At 38.7% G+C, this 18,117-nt stretch carries 17 protein-coding genes; 9 read left to right on the top strand and 8 right to left on the bottom strand.

Annotated features, from left to right (window positions below; genetic code table 11):
• Positions 1 to 91 precede the first annotated feature (91 nt).
• From Q0V26_RS05075 to thiE, 4 genes are read left to right on the top strand one after another with little or no spacing between them, the layout of a single operon-like run.
• Positions 92 to 1,024: an ABC transporter substrate-binding protein gene (locus Q0V26_RS05075; RefSeq protein ID WP_297478891.1), complete on the top strand. Its 933-nt coding sequence runs from the start codon at positions 92 to 94 to the stop codon at positions 1,022 to 1,024.
• An 11-nt stretch (positions 1,025 to 1,035) separates the two neighbouring features.
• A complete protein-coding gene (gene tenA / locus Q0V26_RS05070) occupies positions 1,036 to 1,749 on the top strand; it encodes a thiaminase II (protein ID WP_297478732.1) in 714 nt (237 codons plus the stop codon).
• A complete protein-coding gene (gene thiM / locus Q0V26_RS05065) occupies positions 1,742 to 2,575 on the top strand; it encodes a hydroxyethylthiazole kinase (protein ID WP_297478730.1) in 834 nt (277 codons plus the stop codon). Before tenA ends, thiM begins: the two co-directional genes overlap by 8 nt.
• A complete protein-coding gene (gene thiE, locus Q0V26_RS05060) occupies positions 2,572 to 3,243 on the top strand; it encodes a thiamine phosphate synthase (protein WP_297478727.1) in 672 nt (223 codons plus the stop codon). The genes thiM and thiE overlap by 4 nt, the downstream gene beginning before the upstream one ends.
• A 109-nt stretch (positions 3,244 to 3,352) precedes the next feature.
• On the opposite strand, the gene Q0V26_RS05055 is transcribed toward thiE, so the two are convergent.
• Complete coding sequence (locus Q0V26_RS05055; RefSeq protein ID WP_080156117.1) at positions 3,353 to 3,673, bottom strand: YkgJ family cysteine cluster protein; 321 nt, start codon at positions 3,671 to 3,673, stop codon at positions 3,353 to 3,355.
• A gap of 239 nt (positions 3,674 to 3,912) precedes the next feature.
• Here Q0V26_RS05055 and Q0V26_RS05050 point away from each other — a divergent pair, with 239 nt between their 5' ends.
• From Q0V26_RS05050 to Q0V26_RS05040, 3 genes are all read left to right on the top strand, one after another.
• The gene (locus tag Q0V26_RS05050) at positions 3,913 to 4,560 is read left to right on the top strand and encodes a MarC family protein (RefSeq protein WP_297478723.1); all 648 of its coding nucleotides are present in this window, start codon (positions 3,913 to 3,915) and stop codon (positions 4,558 to 4,560) included.
• Positions 4,561 to 4,771: 211 nt separating this feature from the next.
• A complete protein-coding gene (locus Q0V26_RS05045) occupies positions 4,772 to 6,376 on the top strand; it encodes an ABC-F family ATPase (RefSeq protein ID WP_297478720.1) in 1,605 nt (534 codons plus the stop codon).
• A gap of 83 nt (positions 6,377 to 6,459) precedes the next feature.
• On the top strand, positions 6,460 to 6,960 hold the full coding sequence (locus Q0V26_RS05040) for a peptidylprolyl isomerase (RefSeq protein WP_297478718.1): 501 nt from the start codon (positions 6,460 to 6,462) through the stop codon (positions 6,958 to 6,960).
• 84 nt (positions 6,961 to 7,044) lie between these two features.
• Here Q0V26_RS05040 and Q0V26_RS05035 read toward each other — a convergent pair whose 3' ends face one another.
• From Q0V26_RS05035 to Q0V26_RS05025, 3 genes are all read right to left on the bottom strand, one after another.
• Positions 7,045 to 7,416 (bottom strand): DUF3703 domain-containing protein, encoded by a 372-nt coding sequence (locus Q0V26_RS05035; RefSeq protein ID WP_297478715.1) that lies wholly within the window; start codon positions 7,414 to 7,416, stop codon positions 7,045 to 7,047.
• 58 nt (positions 7,417 to 7,474) lie between these two features.
• A complete protein-coding gene (locus tag Q0V26_RS05030; protein ID WP_297478713.1) occupies positions 7,475 to 7,795 on the bottom strand; it encodes a heavy metal-binding domain-containing protein in 321 nt (106 codons plus the stop codon).
• A gap of 237 nt (positions 7,796 to 8,032) precedes the next feature.
• On the bottom strand, positions 8,033 to 8,353 hold the full coding sequence (locus Q0V26_RS05025) for a hypothetical protein (protein ID WP_297478711.1): 321 nt from the start codon (positions 8,351 to 8,353) through the stop codon (positions 8,033 to 8,035).
• 304 nt (positions 8,354 to 8,657) lie between these two features.
• Here Q0V26_RS05025 and Q0V26_RS05020 point away from each other — a divergent pair, with 304 nt between their 5' ends.
• Positions 8,658 to 9,779, top strand: a complete 1,122-nt coding sequence (locus Q0V26_RS05020; protein ID WP_297478708.1) for a TDT family transporter — start codon at positions 8,658 to 8,660, stop codon at positions 9,777 to 9,779.
• A 70-nt stretch (positions 9,780 to 9,849) separates the two neighbouring features.
• Here Q0V26_RS05020 and Q0V26_RS05015 read toward each other — a convergent pair whose 3' ends face one another.
• The gene (locus Q0V26_RS05015) at positions 9,850 to 10,749 is read right to left on the bottom strand and encodes a DMT family transporter (RefSeq protein WP_297478705.1); all 900 of its coding nucleotides are present in this window, start codon (positions 10,747 to 10,749) and stop codon (positions 9,850 to 9,852) included.
• A gap of 258 nt (positions 10,750 to 11,007) precedes the next feature.
• Between Q0V26_RS05015 and Q0V26_RS05010 the strand changes: the two genes are divergently transcribed.
• Positions 11,008 to 12,141, top strand: a complete 1,134-nt coding sequence (locus Q0V26_RS05010) for a cupin domain-containing protein (RefSeq protein WP_297478702.1) — start codon at positions 11,008 to 11,010, stop codon at positions 12,139 to 12,141.
• Positions 12,142 to 12,208: 67 nt separating this feature from the next.
• On the opposite strand, the gene Q0V26_RS05005 is transcribed toward Q0V26_RS05010, so the two are convergent.
• The 3 genes from Q0V26_RS05005 to tssM all read right to left on the bottom strand — a co-directional run bounded on the left by Q0V26_RS05005 (position 12,209) and on the right by tssM (position 18,107).
• Complete coding sequence (locus Q0V26_RS05005; RefSeq protein ID WP_297478699.1) at positions 12,209 to 12,883, bottom strand: DUF3313 domain-containing protein; 675 nt, start codon at positions 12,881 to 12,883, stop codon at positions 12,209 to 12,211.
• 272 nt (positions 12,884 to 13,155) lie between these two features.
• Positions 13,156 to 14,268 (bottom strand): NADH:flavin oxidoreductase, encoded by a 1,113-nt coding sequence (locus Q0V26_RS05000; protein WP_297478695.1) that lies wholly within the window; start codon positions 14,266 to 14,268, stop codon positions 13,156 to 13,158.
• Between the two features lie 293 nt (positions 14,269 to 14,561).
• Entirely contained in the window at positions 14,562 to 18,107 is a 3,546-nt protein-coding gene (gene tssM, locus Q0V26_RS04995) for a type VI secretion system membrane subunit TssM (RefSeq protein WP_297478692.1), read from the bottom strand.
• Positions 18,108 to 18,117: the final 10 nt, after the last annotated feature.

Genomic DNA, 18,117 nt, shown 5'->3' with positions numbered 1-18,117 from the left:
CCGCTTAAATAGAAAATTGTAACCAGTACTCATTTAATACTTAATATTTAAAGGATCTATTGTGAAACGTATTTTGTTAATTACTTCAACAATGTTATTGCTGTTTGGCCTATCAGTGAGTGCAGAAGCTGCAACCGCTTCCCAAAAGCTCACCAAAGTAAGCCTAATGCTTGATTGGTTTGTTAACCCAAATCATGGTCCGATTATTATTGCCCAAGAACGGGGGTATTTTAAACAGCATGGAATCGAGGTTGATATTCAGCAACCTGCCGATCCATCATTACCACCGAAATTAGTCGCCGCCAATAAAATCGATCTTGCCGTTTCTTATCAACCCAATTTAACGATTGATGTCGCTGCTGGCTTACCTTTAATTAAAACCGCCACTCTGATTGCGACACCGCTTAATACATTGATGGTATTAAAGAAAAGTGGCATCACTGATTTACCACAACTGAAAGGTAAAACCATTGGTATTTCAGTCGCAGGTAATGAAGATGCAACTATTGGCACCATGCTTGCTGATCACGGAGTGAAACTAAGCGATGTCAATATCGTTAATGTCGGCTGGGCGCTATCATCTTCATTAGCATCAGGGAAAGTTGATGCTATTTGGGGCGGATTACGTAACTTTGAAACCAATCAATTAGCGTTAGAGGGCTACCCAACTACATCATTTTTCCCTGAAGAGAACGGTATTCCTAGCTATGATGAATTGATCTTTGTTGCCAACAGCAAACATTATAACCGCCAAGCGATCACCGCTTTTAATACTGCTATCGCACAAGCAACCACCTATATCATCAATCATCCAGATGCTGCGTGGAAACAGTTTATTCAATACGCACCCGATACGTTAGATAACAAGCTTAACCATAATGCATGGAACGACACTTTAACGCGGTTTGCTTTGCGTCCTGCGGCTGTTGATTTTAAACGCTACGATGATTACGCCCAATTTCTATTTAAACACCACGTTATAACGCAACTGCCCCAAGCTAAAAATTATATTGGCAGCTTCTAAGGAGAGATCACATGACATACCAAGATTTAATTGATGCTTGCCAACCCCAATGGACCACTTATACCCAGCACCCATTTGTGATGCAACTTAGCCAAGGTACACTGCCTCACCATTGTTTTATGCATTATTTAAAGCAAGATTTTTTATTCTTAAAACAATATGCACGCGCTTATGCGTTAGCGATTTACAAAGCTCGTACTTTAGCTGATATGCGTCGAGCGCTACCAAGTGTGGCCGCTTTATTGGATCATGAAATTGCGCACCATATTGATTACTGTGGCGCTTGGCATTTAACCGAACAAGATATGGAACAAGAGCCAGAAGATGTCGCAACAGTGGCTTACACCCGTTATGTATTAGATGCAGGTATGCAGGGGGATATCATTGATTTATATGTCGCTCTTGCGCCGTGTGCGATTGGCTATGCGGAAATTGGCAACTTACTAGCTAATGATACAAAAACCGTGTTTGACAATAATCCCTACCATAGCTGGATTGCATTATATAGCGGTGAAGAGTATCAACAAGGAGTTGCCACCGCGACGATATACCTTAATAACCTCCTTGCAGAAATTTCGCTACACAGTCAACGAGGTCAGCAACTGGTTCAAACCTTTAAAGTCGCAACCGAAATGGAAATAGCCTTCTGGCAACAAGGGCTCAATGCCGGAACTAGCAACACAAGGGCTATTAACCATAAATCAGGAGCTGTCGATAATGCATAACTCATCACAACACACAGCGACTTCAGCTTCATTAACTGAAAGCATTATCACGGCACTGGCGCTGGTCAGAGAACAAAAACCATTAGTGGTTAATATCACCAATTATGTAGTGATGAACAATACTGCTAACGCTTTATTAGCCATTGGCGCGTCACCTATTATGGCGCACTCACGTCAAGAAATGGCTGAGATGATGCACATTGCAGGATCATTAGTGATCAATATTGGCACCCTTGATAATGAATGGATTGAACGGATGCTATTTGCCGTTGAACAAGCTAATGCCAATAATAAGCCGATAGTGTTAGATCCTGTCGGCTGTGGCGCAAGTGTATTACGCACCCAAACTGCCCGCACTCTGGCAGCGAATGCCAATAATCTGATCATTCGTGGTAATGCATCTGAAATCATTGCCCTTGCAGGTGAAACCAGCCAAACCAAAGGCGTTGATGCGCTTGATAGCAGTGATACCGCATTAACCGCCGCACAAGCGTTAGTCGCGCAGTACCATGCCAATGTGGTTATCTCAGGTGAAATTGATTATATAGTGACAGCGTCACAGACCATCAGCCTTAGTAATGGTCATCAGATGATGCCTTATGTCACTGGTATGGGCTGTTCATTAACCGCATTAACAGGTGCATTTGCGGCTATTGGTGAAACTTCAGGGCTGGCGGCTACTGCAATCTATGCCATTGCAGGTGAAATTGCAGCAGAACAATCAGCAGGTCCTGCATCATTACAGCTCAATATTATTGATGTTTTATATCAAATCAGTGCCGAGCAAATTCAGCAGCGACTAAATATGGCAGTAGTAGCGTCATGATAACCCGCAATCACAATCCTTACTTATTGTATTTAGTCACTGATGATCAACAAAACCTGACCACCCTTGAACATGTTGTCCGTGAAGCCGTTGCGGGTGGTGTGACAATGGTACAAATTCGTGAAAAACACGGTGATGTACGGGCATTTATTCAGCGCGCTCAAACCGTTAAAGCGATTCTGCAACAGGCTTATACGGCAACAGGTCGTCATATCCCCTTAATCATTAATGATCGAGTAGATGTTGCCTTAGCGGTGGATGCTGATGGGGTACATTTAGGCCAAACGGATATGCCTGTTGCACTGGCGCGACAACTATTAGGTAAAGATAAACTGCTTGGACTGTCAATTGAAACTGAGCAACAACTCACCGACTGCGCCAGTCTACCGATTGATTACATTGGACTTAGCGCTATTTTTGCAACAGCGACTAAAACCAATCTGATCACTCATTGGGGATTGGAAGGTCTGCAACGTGCAGCAGCAATATGCCCATTTCCGATTGTGGCGATTGGTGGCATTAATCACACTAATTTAACTGAAGTGATGACAGCAGGAGCTGATGGGGTTGCGATTGTTTCAGCAATAAGTCATGCCGACAATCCTTGCCAAGCGACAATAGAAATATTAGCCGCCATAAGCACGAATAAACAACATCAAAATAAATAGAATAACGTTAGTTTCTACAATAAATATAAATAACAAACAATAATCAAGGTAGCTGAATATACCTTGGTTATTGTTTGAAAGATTATATAAAATAGCGATCGACTTACTTTTAATCTTGCTGTGGTGCTCGTGGTGGCATTGTTGCTCGTTCTATACTGCACTCATACGAGCCCATTTCAAACTCACGGCAAATCCACGGTCGATTTTCATAAATAGTACAAAGCAAAGTATCGCGATCAACAGCGGCACACCAGCCATCGTCAAGGCGTAGCATCACTTCACCGCCCCACTCATCAATATCAATGTATTCTTCAGGTACACCTGTGTCTGTAATGATCATTACTTCCAAACGACAACAGCATGCTTGGCACGTACTGCAAGTCATGGTTGGATCCGGTTCCGTGCTTATATTGGTTATATCTATGGTCATATTTATCATCGCCATGTTTTCTTGCGCGCATAGTAACGCAAACCTCTATTAAAAACACGGACATCGTAGCAATGGCGAATATCGCTATTCATTCAAAATGTAATATAAAAATAAATATCCCCCCTATTTTAGTGATTACTTTTATATTATTCACTTCCTATATATATTTACGTTCATAACCTAAAAATCCATGCTATTGTAATAAAATCAATAACAAATTTTTAACCAAAAGGATGGTTATGCACGATATTACTACAATGACAGTCACGGTATTTATGGGTTTCTTTGCCATGATGAATCCCATTGCCAATACCGCTGTTTTTGTCGGCATGACAGGAAGTCAAACGCCAGAGCAACGTAAAAAGACTGCCTACAAAGCCCTTACCGCCGCTTTTTTTATCATCGCCACCTTCTGTCTTTTAGGTAAAGGGATCTTTGAATTATTCAGTATTACCCTACCAGCTCTACGATTATCCGGCGGTATTTTAGTCTTTCTAGTCGGCTATCATATGTTACAAGGTGATAGTTCAAAAATGCATTCTGAATCGAAAACTGATGATACTAACGACGAAAAAGACATTTCTATTTCGCCACTGGCATTACCGATTCTTGCAGGCCCAGGTACTATTGCGACAGCGATGAATTACTCAGCTTCAGGTTCATTTCTACATACGATCATTACAATTGTAGCTTTTGCGACCTTATGTTTAATTACCCTTGTGTGCTTTCTTTATGGTCCTAAATTGGTCGATAAAGTCGGTGAAGCGGGGATCACAATTACCACGCGTCTAATGGGATTGATTTTAACGGTTATCGGTATGCAAATGTTAATTCAAGGCGTACATGATGCTTTCTTGTTGTTTGATACTACTAGCTTAGCAAAATAATCCACTTAAATTCATCACCCTTCCTCTTGATAACAGCCTTAGTCTTTCTTTTTACAAGGCTGTTATCTTACATTGGTTACATTTTCGCCCTCGACATTTACAAACAAACTTCTGTATAATGCGCCCCCTTACACATCATCTCTGTTTTCGTGCGTCTTCTTTTGGCTGTTACTGCCAAAAAATCATCGAATAAAACTGCTAGGAATACCTCTTGATATCTACCGCAAACATTACAATGCAATTTGGTGCTGAACCATTATTTGAAAATATTTCAGCTAAATTTGGTAACGGTAACCGCTATGGCCTTATCGGTGCTAATGGTTGCGGCAAATCAACCTTTATGAAAATTCTTAGCGGTGCGCTTACACCAAGTGCGGGCAACGTGTCTATCTCTCAAGGACAACGTTTAGGTACCCTAAGCCAAGACCAGTTTGCATTTGAGCAATACACGGTTGTGGACGCGGTTATCATGGGTGATGCTGCATTATGGAAAGTAAAACAAGAACGTGACCGTATTTATTCTCTGCCAGAAATGACAGAAGAAGACGGCATGGCTGTGGCTGAACTTGAAAGCGAATTTGCTGAAATGGATGGCTATACGGCAGAAAGTCGTGCCGGACAGTTACTTATTGATGCGGGTATTGATGAAGAACTGCATTACGGTTTAATGTCACAAGTAGCGCCAGGTTGGAAATTGCGTGTGTTATTAGCACAGGCATTGTTCTCAAACCCTGATATTTTGCTACTTGACGAACCAACAAACAACTTGGACATTCACACTATTAACTGGCTTGCAGGCGAGTTAAACCAGCGTAAATGTACCATGATCATTATTTCTCACGACCGTCACTTCCTAAACTCTGTGTGTACTCACATGGCAGATATCGACTACGGTGAGCTACGTATTTACCCAGGTAACTACGAGAAATTCATTGAAGCATCAACGCTAATTCAAGAGCAACTATTATCTGAAAATGCGAAGAAAAGTGCTGAAATCAATGAGCTACAAGATTTCGTAAACCGTTTTGGTGCCAATGCTTCAAAAGCAAAACAAGCAAGCTCTCGCGCTAAGAAAATGGATAAAATCAAGCTTGATGAAGTGAAGTCTTCAAGCCGCTTAAAGCCATCATTACAGTTCAAGCCGGGTAAAGCACTTTACCGTCAGGCGTTGATTTTAGAAGAACTGGCTCATGGCTTTGATGGCGAAACCTTATTTGAAGGTGGCGACTTAATCCTAGATGCGGGCTCTAAATTAGCTATCATCGGTGAAAACGGCGTTGGTAAAACAACCATGCTACGTTGTTTAGTCAATGAACTAAAACACAACCATGGTGTAATTAAGTGGTCTGAAAACGCATCAATCGGCTACTGCCCTCAAGATAGCTCAGCAGACTTTGACAATGATTTAGGTATCTTTGATTGGATTTCGCAATGGCGTACAAAAGATCATGATGATCTCGCCGTACGTAGCATTCTAGGTCGTTTATTGTTTACTGCTGATGATATTAACAAGAAAGTAAAAAACTGTTCTGGTGGTGAGAAAAACCGTCTATTATTTGGCAAACTAATGATGCTAAATATTAACGTTCTGGTTATGGACGAACCAACAAACCACATGGATATGGAAGCAATTGAAGCGCTAAATAATGCCTTAAAAGTGTACGAAGGTACGTTAATCTTTGTTAGCCATGACCGTGAATTCGTCTCATCGCTAGCAACACGTATTATTGATATTCGCGATAAAAAAGTGGTTAACTTCCACGGTACATTTGACGAATACATGTCAAACCTTGCCCTTGAAGAAAAAGTCGCTTAATAACGCTGAACAGCAAGTTATGCCATTGGTATAACTTGCTGCATCTTCTGCAATTCATACCTCACCAAACAATGATCATCACCATGACAACCATTACTTTCATCACCAATGTCGGCAATATCGACATCAGCCTTAATAAACAAAAAGCCCCTGTCACTGTACGTAACTTTATCCAATATTGTCGTGATGGCTTTTATAACGACACCATTTTTCATCGTGTTATTAATGAGTTCATTATTCAAGGCGGTGGCCATACTGAAGATTTAACTGAAAAACCGACTCGTGATTCGATTGTTAATGAAGCAAATCGTGGCCTTAAAAATACGCTAGGCACCATTGCAATGGCACGCACCGATGCGCCGCATTCAGCAACAGCACAATTTTTTATTAACCTCGCGGATAACGATTTCCTTGATTATACAGCAACAACCAATAATGGCTGGGGATATACCGTTTTTGGTAATGTAACGGCAGGAATGGATGTGGTTAATTATATCGCGCAAGTAAAAACAGCAACGATACAGGGGCATGAGAATGTTCCATGTGAGGCTATCGTTATCAATCAAGTAATTATTAACGAATAATAAGTAATATCTTACCTAATCAACTGATTTTATTGATAGATAGGGAGCGTATGAATAATTATCACCGCTCCAACTATAATAAGATTAGTTAGTTTTATAACGCTTTGTTTTAAGAATAATCTCAGCATGTTCTGCTGATATTGGCATCACTTTTAGTGCATGTACATTGCTGCCACCAGTATTTCCTATTGGTACGCCATCAATGGCCGTTAAACATACAGCGCCAATAATGCGCACCAACTGGCCAGTAATTTCTTTAAAATCACGCTGTTTTAATGCCCACCGCAACATTAAAAAGTGCACCTTAACATGCCAATATGTGGATTCTTGCCCAAGCACATGCGCATTTTCTAAATGTCGAAACTCAGCAACTGTATCACCTCTTTTCTTAGCTCGATACGAGCGCGTCATTTCTCTTTTAATATAAGGCGCTATATTACGACTAAAATTACTCATTATCCCTCCGAGTCATTATTCATCCTTAAATAATTAGTCTACGATGGTTGTTTTATTATTATCGTTGTTGCAGTGTAATAGCTGTACCAAATGCTAATAATTCACACGAGCCGTCCATAATTGCACTGGTCGTAAAGCGAAGACCAATAACAGCATCAGCACCTAACGCTGTGGCATCCGCCTCTAACCGTGCCATCGCTTGGCTACGAGCTTCATTAAACATCTCGGTATATCCTTTCAGCTCACCGCCAATAATCGTTTTTAAACCAGCCATAATGTCACGTCCGATATGCTTTGATTGCACAACATTACCCGTAACTATACCCAGTATAGCGGTAATCTCATACCCCGGGACAGTTTCTGTTGTTGAAAAAATCATTTTGTGAGAATCCTCTTAAAATCACTGACTCAATACACCTTAATAAAATGAACAATTAATCTCAATTGCCGCACATTTTCTTCTTATAAATAGAATATTATATTTTGTTAGTGCTTTTTATAACGACTAACAAACAAATTAACATTTGCTGTAATAAAATTAGACTGATCATATTCACTACTTTTATTGATTATTCATTAATTGTAATAGCATATTTTTATGATTACCAACGCGTTTTTATAAATCACTACAACTACATGTTACAGCTGGAAAATAAGTCATTTTATTCTCACTAAATAACGCTACTGCTGTATTAATAATGGTTAAGATATCATTTTCATTTTTAGTTAATGGTTGCTCATAAATCCAACCACCACAGCCATAACCTACAAGAGGTAAACTCTTACTGTCAATCGTCTGATCTTCAGCAATTTCGACAATAATAGTGGTAGATGTTGATGATAAACACCATGAATAGCCTTGTACTTCTCCATAACCTGTTATTTTTGAATTAATATTAATCACGCCACTATAATTTTTATTATTTAATTCAATCATTATTTAAACCTTATATTACCAAAAATTAATCCTACAATAGTTAGTTACATAAATCATATTAAAATATAATGAAGTACAATCCGTGAGATTATAATTATGCAAAAATAATAACTAAAAAACATGTTAAATAACACTTAAACTGTTATTAATAATATTCAATTTTACAAAATAAAAAATAACGCTATAGTGAATACATTATTTAAAACGCACAATATAAAAATTAAGGATATAGTATTATATCCCCTATCAAAAAGAAAAATATTACACGCTATTTGTAAAAACTCTCTCATTGAAAAGTATATTTATGTCAACAAATAAACAACAAATCGAATTACAAAAAGAAATGGGTCCTAACTGGTTTGCATCTGTTATGGGTACAGGTATTATTGCCAATGCAGCTGTAGGTTTACCTTTTATAGGCAAAGACTTAGTAGGATTTGCAACCGTCGTCTGGTTAATTGCTTTTGCAATGCTGATCGTTATGACTATCGTAAAAACTTACCAAACAATTGCTAAACCTCATATCATTAAGCGCCAATTTAATGATCCAGTGATGTCCCAATTCTTTGGTGCACCACCGATGGCATTTCTCACCGTTGCTGGCGGTACGTTATTATTAGGCCCTCACCTTTTCGGACAACATCTAGCCCTAAATATTGCTTGGCCACTCTTTTGGATTGGTACTATCAGCGGTATAATTACTGCCATCATTATCCCATATCGTTTGTTTACTCATAATGAAGTCCACGACGATGCAGCGTTTGGTGGTTGGTTAATGCCGGTTGTTCCTCCTATGGTATCAGCAACTATCGGTTCAATGTTCTTATCCCATATGGCGCATTCTGCAGCACAACAAACCTTACTCTATGGCATGTATGCGTGTTTTGGTATGAGTTTAATGGCATCAGTAATTATTATTACATTGATATGGAGTCGTTTAGCACATTCAGGTACATCAGGTAGTGCACGTGTGCCAACGTTATGGATTGTATTAGGTCCGCTAGGTCAATCAATTACTGCGGCGGGTTGTTTAGGTACAGCGGCAATGTTTACTGTCAATGAACCTATTGCAAGTGCAATGAATGTGATGTCGATTTTATATGGCGTGCCGATTTGGGGTTTTGCGATGTTGTGGTTTTGTGTCGCGGCATTATTAACCCTACGCGCTATGCGCCGTAAAATGCCGTTTGCATTAACATGGTGGGCATTTACCTTCCCCGTGGGTACATGTGTAACAGGCACAACACAATTAGCACTTCATACTGGTTTACCCGCTTTTCAATGGGTGTCAATTATTCTGTTCGCCTTCTTGATTTTAGCATGGGTCACCGCTGCTTTAGGGACATGCAAAGGCTTTAAACACGGTAAGATTTTTAATAATCCAACCGCTGTAGTGCATATTAAATCGAAAAAAGGCAAGAACTGATAGTCAGCACATCCTGTGATATTTAATGGTTATTAATTACATATCACAGGATTATTTGAACAACAGGAACTTAGGCTGCCGTTACTTTATTAGCACGTAAGCTTCCAATAACATTCACTAATGCACCTATGACTATCATCGTTCCTCCTGCTAACGTCCATGCTGACGGCACTTCACTAAAGACCAACCAACCTAAAATGATCGAGAACACCACTTGAATATAAGAATACGCGGTTGCTTTACTTGCCACTTCCACTTTCATCGCTTTGGTTAAACCCACTTGACCAAACTGGGTAAAAATACCCACAAATAGCAGTAAGAAAAAGGCTTCCGTGGTTGGCATAACAAAATCATCACCCAGTAATAACACTGATAACGGCAACGCAATCAATGGGAAATAAAGAATAATTACCGAACTATCCTCGGTGCGACTCAACTGCTTCACAATAATATAAGACACACCACTACCAAATGCGCCTAACAATGCAATACCAATACTAAATAATGGTAACTGCTGAACATGATCTAACGTCAGTCCAGGCCCTACCATCAGTAATAACCCCATAATTGAACATACAATACAAATAATAGTACTTATATGGACTTTTTCTTTAAGGAAAAGGATCGCTAATACTGCCGTAAAAACAGGATTAAGATACTGTAAAATGGTCGCTTCAGCTAAAGGTAAAGTTGAAACCGCATAATAAACACAAATTAATGACAGTGAACCTGTAACACCACGGGTTAATAATAACTTGCGGTTAGTGCCCCAGATATTAATCCGCTTACGTTTGACGTCAGCATAGCTAATAAATAGTGATACCAATGCACGCGCTGCTACAATTTCAAACACGGGAATACCATAAGTGTGGACTAATTTCACACAACTCGACATCAATGCAAAGGCAAACGCTGACATCAGCATATATCTGATACCAAGAGGGATTTTATTTAAAGAAAAAGTAGGCATGATGAGTAGTTCATTAGCATAAACGACCATTCTATGAAGAAAAACCTCAAACTCGCAAGTGTTATCTCACCTACGGGCTTTTATAATTTGTATTATTATCTTGGTGCTTATTTAGTCTTTAAAAGCGCTATAGTTAGCTTTTGGTTACATTAAACAAGATCTCAACCTTGATATTAATGTCCCCACCAAAAACAAATCATATTACCACAAACGGATTACGTTATAATCACCATCCAGCTCAACAATAAATAGAATAATATGTACCAATTGACGTTTTCATTTGAAGAATTTCTTGCCGAGTTTTGGCAAAAGAAACCCACCATTATCAAAGGCGGTTTTAAAAACTTTGTCGATCCTATTTCAGCAGATGAACTCGCTGGACTGGCAATGGAAGAAGAAGTTGATTCGCGTTATATCGCTAAATTAGCCGACACTTGGGATGTGCGTCATGGACCGCTGACTTTTGATGATACACCCGCAGATAATTGGTCATTCATTGTTCAAGCGGCAAACCATTGGCATGAAGGTGCTGCGCAACTGATCACTCCATTTCGTCAGTTACCCGGTTGGTTACTAGACGATCTAATGATCAGCTACTCAACCCCTGGCGGTGGTGTTGGCCCTCATATCGATCAATATGATGTATTCATTACTCAAGGTTCAGGTAAGCGTCATTGGCGCGTGGGCCCTAAAAAAGACGATTACGAAGAAGAATGTCATCATCCTGCATTACGTCAAATAAAAGGTTTTGAGCCAATTATTGACGATATTTTAGAACCTGGTGATATTTTATATATTCCGCCAGGTTTCCCGCATGATGGCTACGCAATTGAAACATCAATGAGTTTTTCCGTAGGCTTCCGTTCACCAAAGAAACAAGAACTATTGAGCAGTTATGCCGACTTTGTGATTGCGAATGATATTGGTGATGTGCACTACCATAATCCAGCATTACCAGCTCGTGCTAACAACGGTGCTATTTTGGCAGAAGAAGCCAAAGATCTAGAAAACATGATGCGTAGTGTGCTGGATCACCCACAATTATTAAAACAATGGTTAGGTGAGCATCTAACACAAAATCGTCATGAACTTGATGTAATGCCATCTGAGCCGCCATGGCAAAATAACGAGACTTATCAGTTCTTAGAAGACGGTGAAGCATTTAAACGTATTGGTGGTTTACGTGCGTTTTATCATCCCGACCAAGCTCACCTTGTCTATATTAATGGCGAGCAATATCAATTACCGCCAGAGTGTGCTGATGCCGCTAAATTATTGTGTGATGAAGAACAAATCACTCATGCACAATTAGGTGAACAACTTGATAACCCAGCATTTCTAGCCATGTTAACCCAGCTAATTAATATTGGTTATTGGTACCCTGTTGAATAACTAAATTAAAAAAGCGGCTATTAATGAATGTTAATCGCCGCTCTTTTATTATTTTTATATTAGACAATTACTGTTTATATTGCGCCAGAGTCAGAGATAATCGCTTTACCCACCAATTAATTGCATCTTTAATATCATCAGAAGAATCAATCATCGTACTCAAGTCTTTATTGCCGCTTTTACGATCAATCGCCGCCATAATTGGCTCACCAGTTGTCGCATCACTGATCAATATTTCCATTGACGCTGAACCAACATTGGTATGCTCACCTGTAAGCACTTTTGAAATGGTTGAGATCCCCAACCCTACAGGTAATACGCTACTTGTGATCGCTAAAATAGGATTAGGTGTTTGCACATTGGTGATCGCAATCGTCACCCGTAATGTTTTAGGTTGTGGCTTTTCAACAACGGTTAGCTTTGTATTTAGCGATTTTAACTGATTGATAAAGTAATCTTTTATCATAATAATGTCAGCTTCTGATAAGTGATCACTTTTTTCTTTATCAAGCACGATATACACCTGATCATAAATAATATTATCGTACTGCGCTATTTTACGTTGCAGTGAACGCTGATTAAATATACCCCGTTGTGCCCACACTAAATCAACCCCATCCTTTGGGCCTTGGCGAAAATCTTCAAAGGTTGTAAATGTCTTTGGTTTCACTATTTGGTGATTATTAGCACAACCACCTACACCTAAAATAACGAGTATTAATAACCAAATATTGCTTTTCATTGCTTCACCTTGCATCCATGTAGTGAAAATACAGTACGCCATACTATAAATTAATAATCAACATGATGCAAAGATAATAGTACTGATCTCTGCTGATTGAGCAGCACAAAATGAAAATAATTTGTGAGGATCTGTGTTAATGATAAATAACACCAAACGTTCACAAATATTCATTTTAGGTTATCTATTCAACCAAACGCATCCAATAATACCAGTAAAAAAAAGCTAACACATAGGTTAGCTCTTTTTAGTTATTCAAATGAAATCATTAGTTATAAGCGGGCTAATTCTGCTTTGCGGGTTTTATTTGTCACACAGAAATTACCACGACGAGTACGGCACTTTGAACAACGTTCACATTCAACGTCAGCCTTATACCCCTCTAACCAACGTTTAATTAACTTAGGTTCAGACAGTAATGGGCGTGATAATGCGAAAAATTCAATACCTGTATTATTCGCCATCGCTTCAATAGCATCAAACTCACTTAAGCCACCAACAGTAATTACTGGCACGTCAACATCTTGGCTGATCACATCACCGTATTGGTGGAAGTAACCTTCAGCTTCAATGGTATAACCGTCGTAAGACTCGCCCACCATGGTGTCAGCCTTGCCATGCACGTTACCTGAAATAACAATCGCATCCACGCCAACCGCTGCTAGCTTTTTACAAATAAGACGCGTCTCAGCAAACGTTAGTCCACCATCAAAGAATTCAGAGGCGGTTAATTTCACCAAAATCGGAAAATCATCACCGACTAAGGTTCTAATTTTCGCGTAAATTTCTAATAGAAACCGCATACGATTATCAAGGCTACCGCCATACTGATCATCACGTTGATTATAATACGGGCTTAAAAACTGGTTAATTAGATAAGTATGTGCCGCATGAATTTCAACACCATCAAAACCCGAATCTTGAGCACGTTTAGTCGCTAACGCAAAAGCTTCAACAATATAATCAATGTCAGCTTGAGTCATAGCCTGACCTAATGTTTGAGTGCCTTTCTCGCACACAGCACTAGGTGCAAAGATCACCCGCTCGCCAAGGTTGTAAGTGGTTTTAGTGCCGCCATAGGCCAGTTGCATCACGATTTTAGAATCGTATTGATGAACAAGATCTGTCAGTTTTTGATATTCTTCGATAAACGAATCGTTATACATCCCCATCATGCCAGCATTGGGTTTTTCTTCTTCGACAATATTTGCATAACCCGTTACGATCAGCCCCACTTCCCCTTGTGCAAGCTCTTCATAAATAGCATAAAGCTTATCGGTCATATGGCCATCTTCTGTCGCCATATTTTCCCATGTTGCACTACGAACAAAGCGGTTTTTTAATGCCATGTTGCCAATACGGGCTTCTGTAAATAAAGTACTCAAATCACGTCCTCTTAAATATCATGTCGTCTTATTTTTCACCAACGCCATAAAAACAAAAAGAACAGCATTATTGAGCTGTTCTTTTTTATGTATTTTTATCATAAACGCTAAGCTGGCGTGAATAATACCGTGACTACATCTAAAAATCTTTAATCTGGATTAAGATAATGTCAGTTGTATCGACGATGCTCTTCAATAATATTGATAGAGCACACATATAGAAAAAGCTGCACAAGGCAGCTTTTTCTATCATTAATAAATCAGTAATTTTAATAACTAAAACATGAATTTAATTAATAAAGTGTTTTACTCAATTTAAAGTTTCTAAATAATGATGATGTAAATGGGTTAGCATCCTCTTCCGTATTTAATCGGTAAACAACATCACCACTATCGATAGTGAATTTATAATCAACACTCGTTTCACTAGCACTTACAACCTTCCCTCGCTCAAGAAGACGGAAAAATGCCCACGGTCCTTGAATAGTAATAGCACGTGGTGATAAATTCGCCGATGCTGGCACTAATGATAATTTTGATATCGACGTTTCACGTAATGTATTAGGCCAAATGAGTTCTACAGGATAACGAGAACCATGACTATACTCAATATACTGACCATCAATATTGATCACACTACGGCGTTGATTAGCACTTAAGTTAATGGGCTCAAGCGTAAACTCAACATCTAATATACCTTTACGATTAAAAAACGCTTGTTGAATTTTTTTCGCATTCGCAAATTGTTTTAGTACATCACTACGCAATAATGACGGTTCATTACTACTATTCATATCCATTGAAATATTATCATCAATAAATAGTTTCAAGTCATTATTATAAAAGTTATCCATCGTACCATCAGGCGCAAAGAAAGTTTCGAAATCCTTTAACGATACATCTTTCGATGCACGGCTATTAAATGGGTAACGAGAGGCCAATTTTTCTTGATATTCTTTATAAACATCACTTTGCCAACGTACTTCGACATATTTAATCGCTTCTTGCTTAATCACATACCAACTTTCTTCTGTGATTTCTTTAACTAAACTATCAAGTGGCTTAGGTAAATTAGTCGCCATTTGCTGCAACGTATAAATAGGGTCGTTTTCTTTTAAGGCTAATCTATCTTTCGTTGCTTCTAAGGCAGCTTTACCTTTGTCTGATGCGTCTTGGATCGCTTTCATATAATGGTAAAGTTGCTGCACTGACGTCATCACTTCTTGTATATATGCAGGCTGTTTGCCATTACTGTCCAAAATTGAATCGATATCAGTAAACGGTGTTGCTATCATTGATGCCACTTTATATTGCGGTGACGTCATTAATGCTAAGCGTGCTTTATCATTTTCAGGTAATTTCGGAAATAACTGAGTATTTGTATCAACCGTTTTAATAAAACGTTCTATTGGCTGTTTATGTCCAACAATATTAGCTAAAACAGTTACCGCTTCATTAATATCAGAAAAGTATTTAATCTCAATATTATTTAATGCTAACTGCCATGTATTGACATAATCATCAACATACAAATTACGAATTTTCTGGCGTAATACTTGTTTATCTTCTGCGCTAAACGTTGCTACTGTTGACTCACCTAATACCCAGCTATCAGCAAGAGCGATATCAGACAATGACTCAATTTTAGGTAAAAAATAACTATTAAACCCTTTTAGAGTCAATAATTGTGGAATATTCAGAGCATCATCTTGCACTCGCTGACTAAACACTACATCAAATACAGGGCCAACCGCTTTTTTAATATCAAGAGGAGCGCCTAATGTTTGCTCTGCCGTACGTTTTAAATTGTTATAGACACGTTCAGCTAAACCTATTGAGCTGAGATCCTGTTGAGTGCCTTCTATTAAATTATCATACGGTCTCATTATTGAAATCGCATTTTTATTACCATCATTACGAAGGCCTTGTAAATCAGTATAAGCTAACGAATAATCCAAATGTGCAAGTAATTGTTCTTGCGTTTGAGCGTCATTAGGAAAGTTTTTTTGCCAAACTTGGGCAAAATACGTCCTTACAACATCATCTTGTCGTCCACTTCGATCAGTCAACATTCTAAATGCGCGTAATGCAGATAGCTCTTGTTGCTCTGAATTAGCACTCTTAATATCCACCGCTAACTGTTTCATTAATGCAGGCAAGAATCGAAATTGCAGCAACCCTAAATAGGTTTCTTCAACTTTAGGTCCAATTTTATGTCCTTGATAAAGCCCTATATCAGAGACATATTTAGGCTTATCTTGAAACACACCGAACTCTAATGTTGCTTGGCGAATTGAATTTAATGGTGCTAATAATTCCTGCTCTGAACGCATCAATTTAGAGTTCGAATATTCCTTTTTAAATTGACTTACTTGATTAAGCACTGCGTTTTCATGATCAATATTTAAGTTGTAATAACGTTGCCACCCACCAATTAGCAATACAGATGCAATACTGCATGCTAATACTGACATCGATAACACTTTTGTCTTATGATGAATAACCCGCAAGCTATCAGATGCAATCCCCGCTTCTGGATAAATAATCTCATTAAACAGTTTTTTCACAAAAAAAGTGGTTGAGTTTTTAGAGTGTTGCGCACTATTAATTGTATTTGATAAACCATAACGACGAGATGCGGCATCAACAAATGCATCCGTTGGTACTCCTTGCTGATAAACAGACATAAAGTAAATACCACGAATTAACGCAGGTGTTGAGAACTGATCAGAAGCAAAAGCATCTTCTAATACCTGTTTTAAGACATCATGCAATCCTGCAACTTGACGAGAAAAACTATAAATAGCCGTACGATCTTCAGAACCAACAGCATGGCGCAATGCCAGTGGTAAAGAGTCATTAATACGTTCAATAAATTGAATATAATCTTGGTCAAATTCAGCTAACCAATGATCAAAATCTTTTGCCGTATTAAGTGAAAAAGTAAATCCCATTACCTCTTCACGCTGACTTTGAGTATAACTACGGAAGTACGGTTCAAAACCATGCAAAAGATCTAATTTAGTCAATGCAATATATACTGGCATGCGTGTTGATAATATCTCCATCAATTCACGTAAGCGAGCACGTAGTAAATTAGCGTATGCGCGGCGTTCAGCAACAGTTGAACTTGCCAGATGCTCAATATCAAGAGCAATAACCACGCCATTTAATGGTCGCTGTGAACGTGTTTTATCTAGCCAATTAACAAAGTTAAGCCATAAACGCCGTTCCATCTCCCCATCATTATTCTCTTCATTTTGTCGTTGTGTCAGTAATTCACCATCAGGATCAATCAATACGGCATCATCACCTATCCACCAATCAAAAGAATAAGGATTTTCACTTTTCTTGCCTGATGCCCGCATCATACTAGAAAAAACAAAATTCTGACTTGAACGATTAATTAAGCTTGTTTTACCTGCATTTTCTAATCCTAAGACCAAATACCAAGGCAAACTATAAAGATAATTACGCTTATTTAAATTTTGTTTTAGCTCTCCCATTACTTGGTTTAGTTCAACCTGCTGACGGTCTTCTAAACGTTTAATAGGATCTTCAATTAATCTCTCTTCGCGGGCTTTATCTTTATTGATTCGCTGTAGGCTACGCCATTGCATAAACCCCCATACAGTAAAACAACACAACGAAAAAATAATGCTCAGTACAGCACGAGATGTGACTGTCGTTAAAGGTTGCTGACCATCAATATCTAACCACGGCCCTGCCCACCAAATAGCGACATTAATTAGAATAAATGTCGCTAACATAATCACAGGTAATGATGTTTTAAAACTTGAAGCAAGCCTGAAGCCAATTGATCTTATTAAATTCCACATTTTATATTTT

Origin of the sequence: uncultured Photobacterium sp. (assembly GCF_947039875.1) — a bacterium.
Lineage (GTDB): Bacteria > Pseudomonadota > Gammaproteobacteria > Enterobacterales > Vibrionaceae > Photobacterium.
Note: the sequence above shows the minus strand (reverse complement) of the source record. Positions and strands in the feature narration are given on the sequence as shown.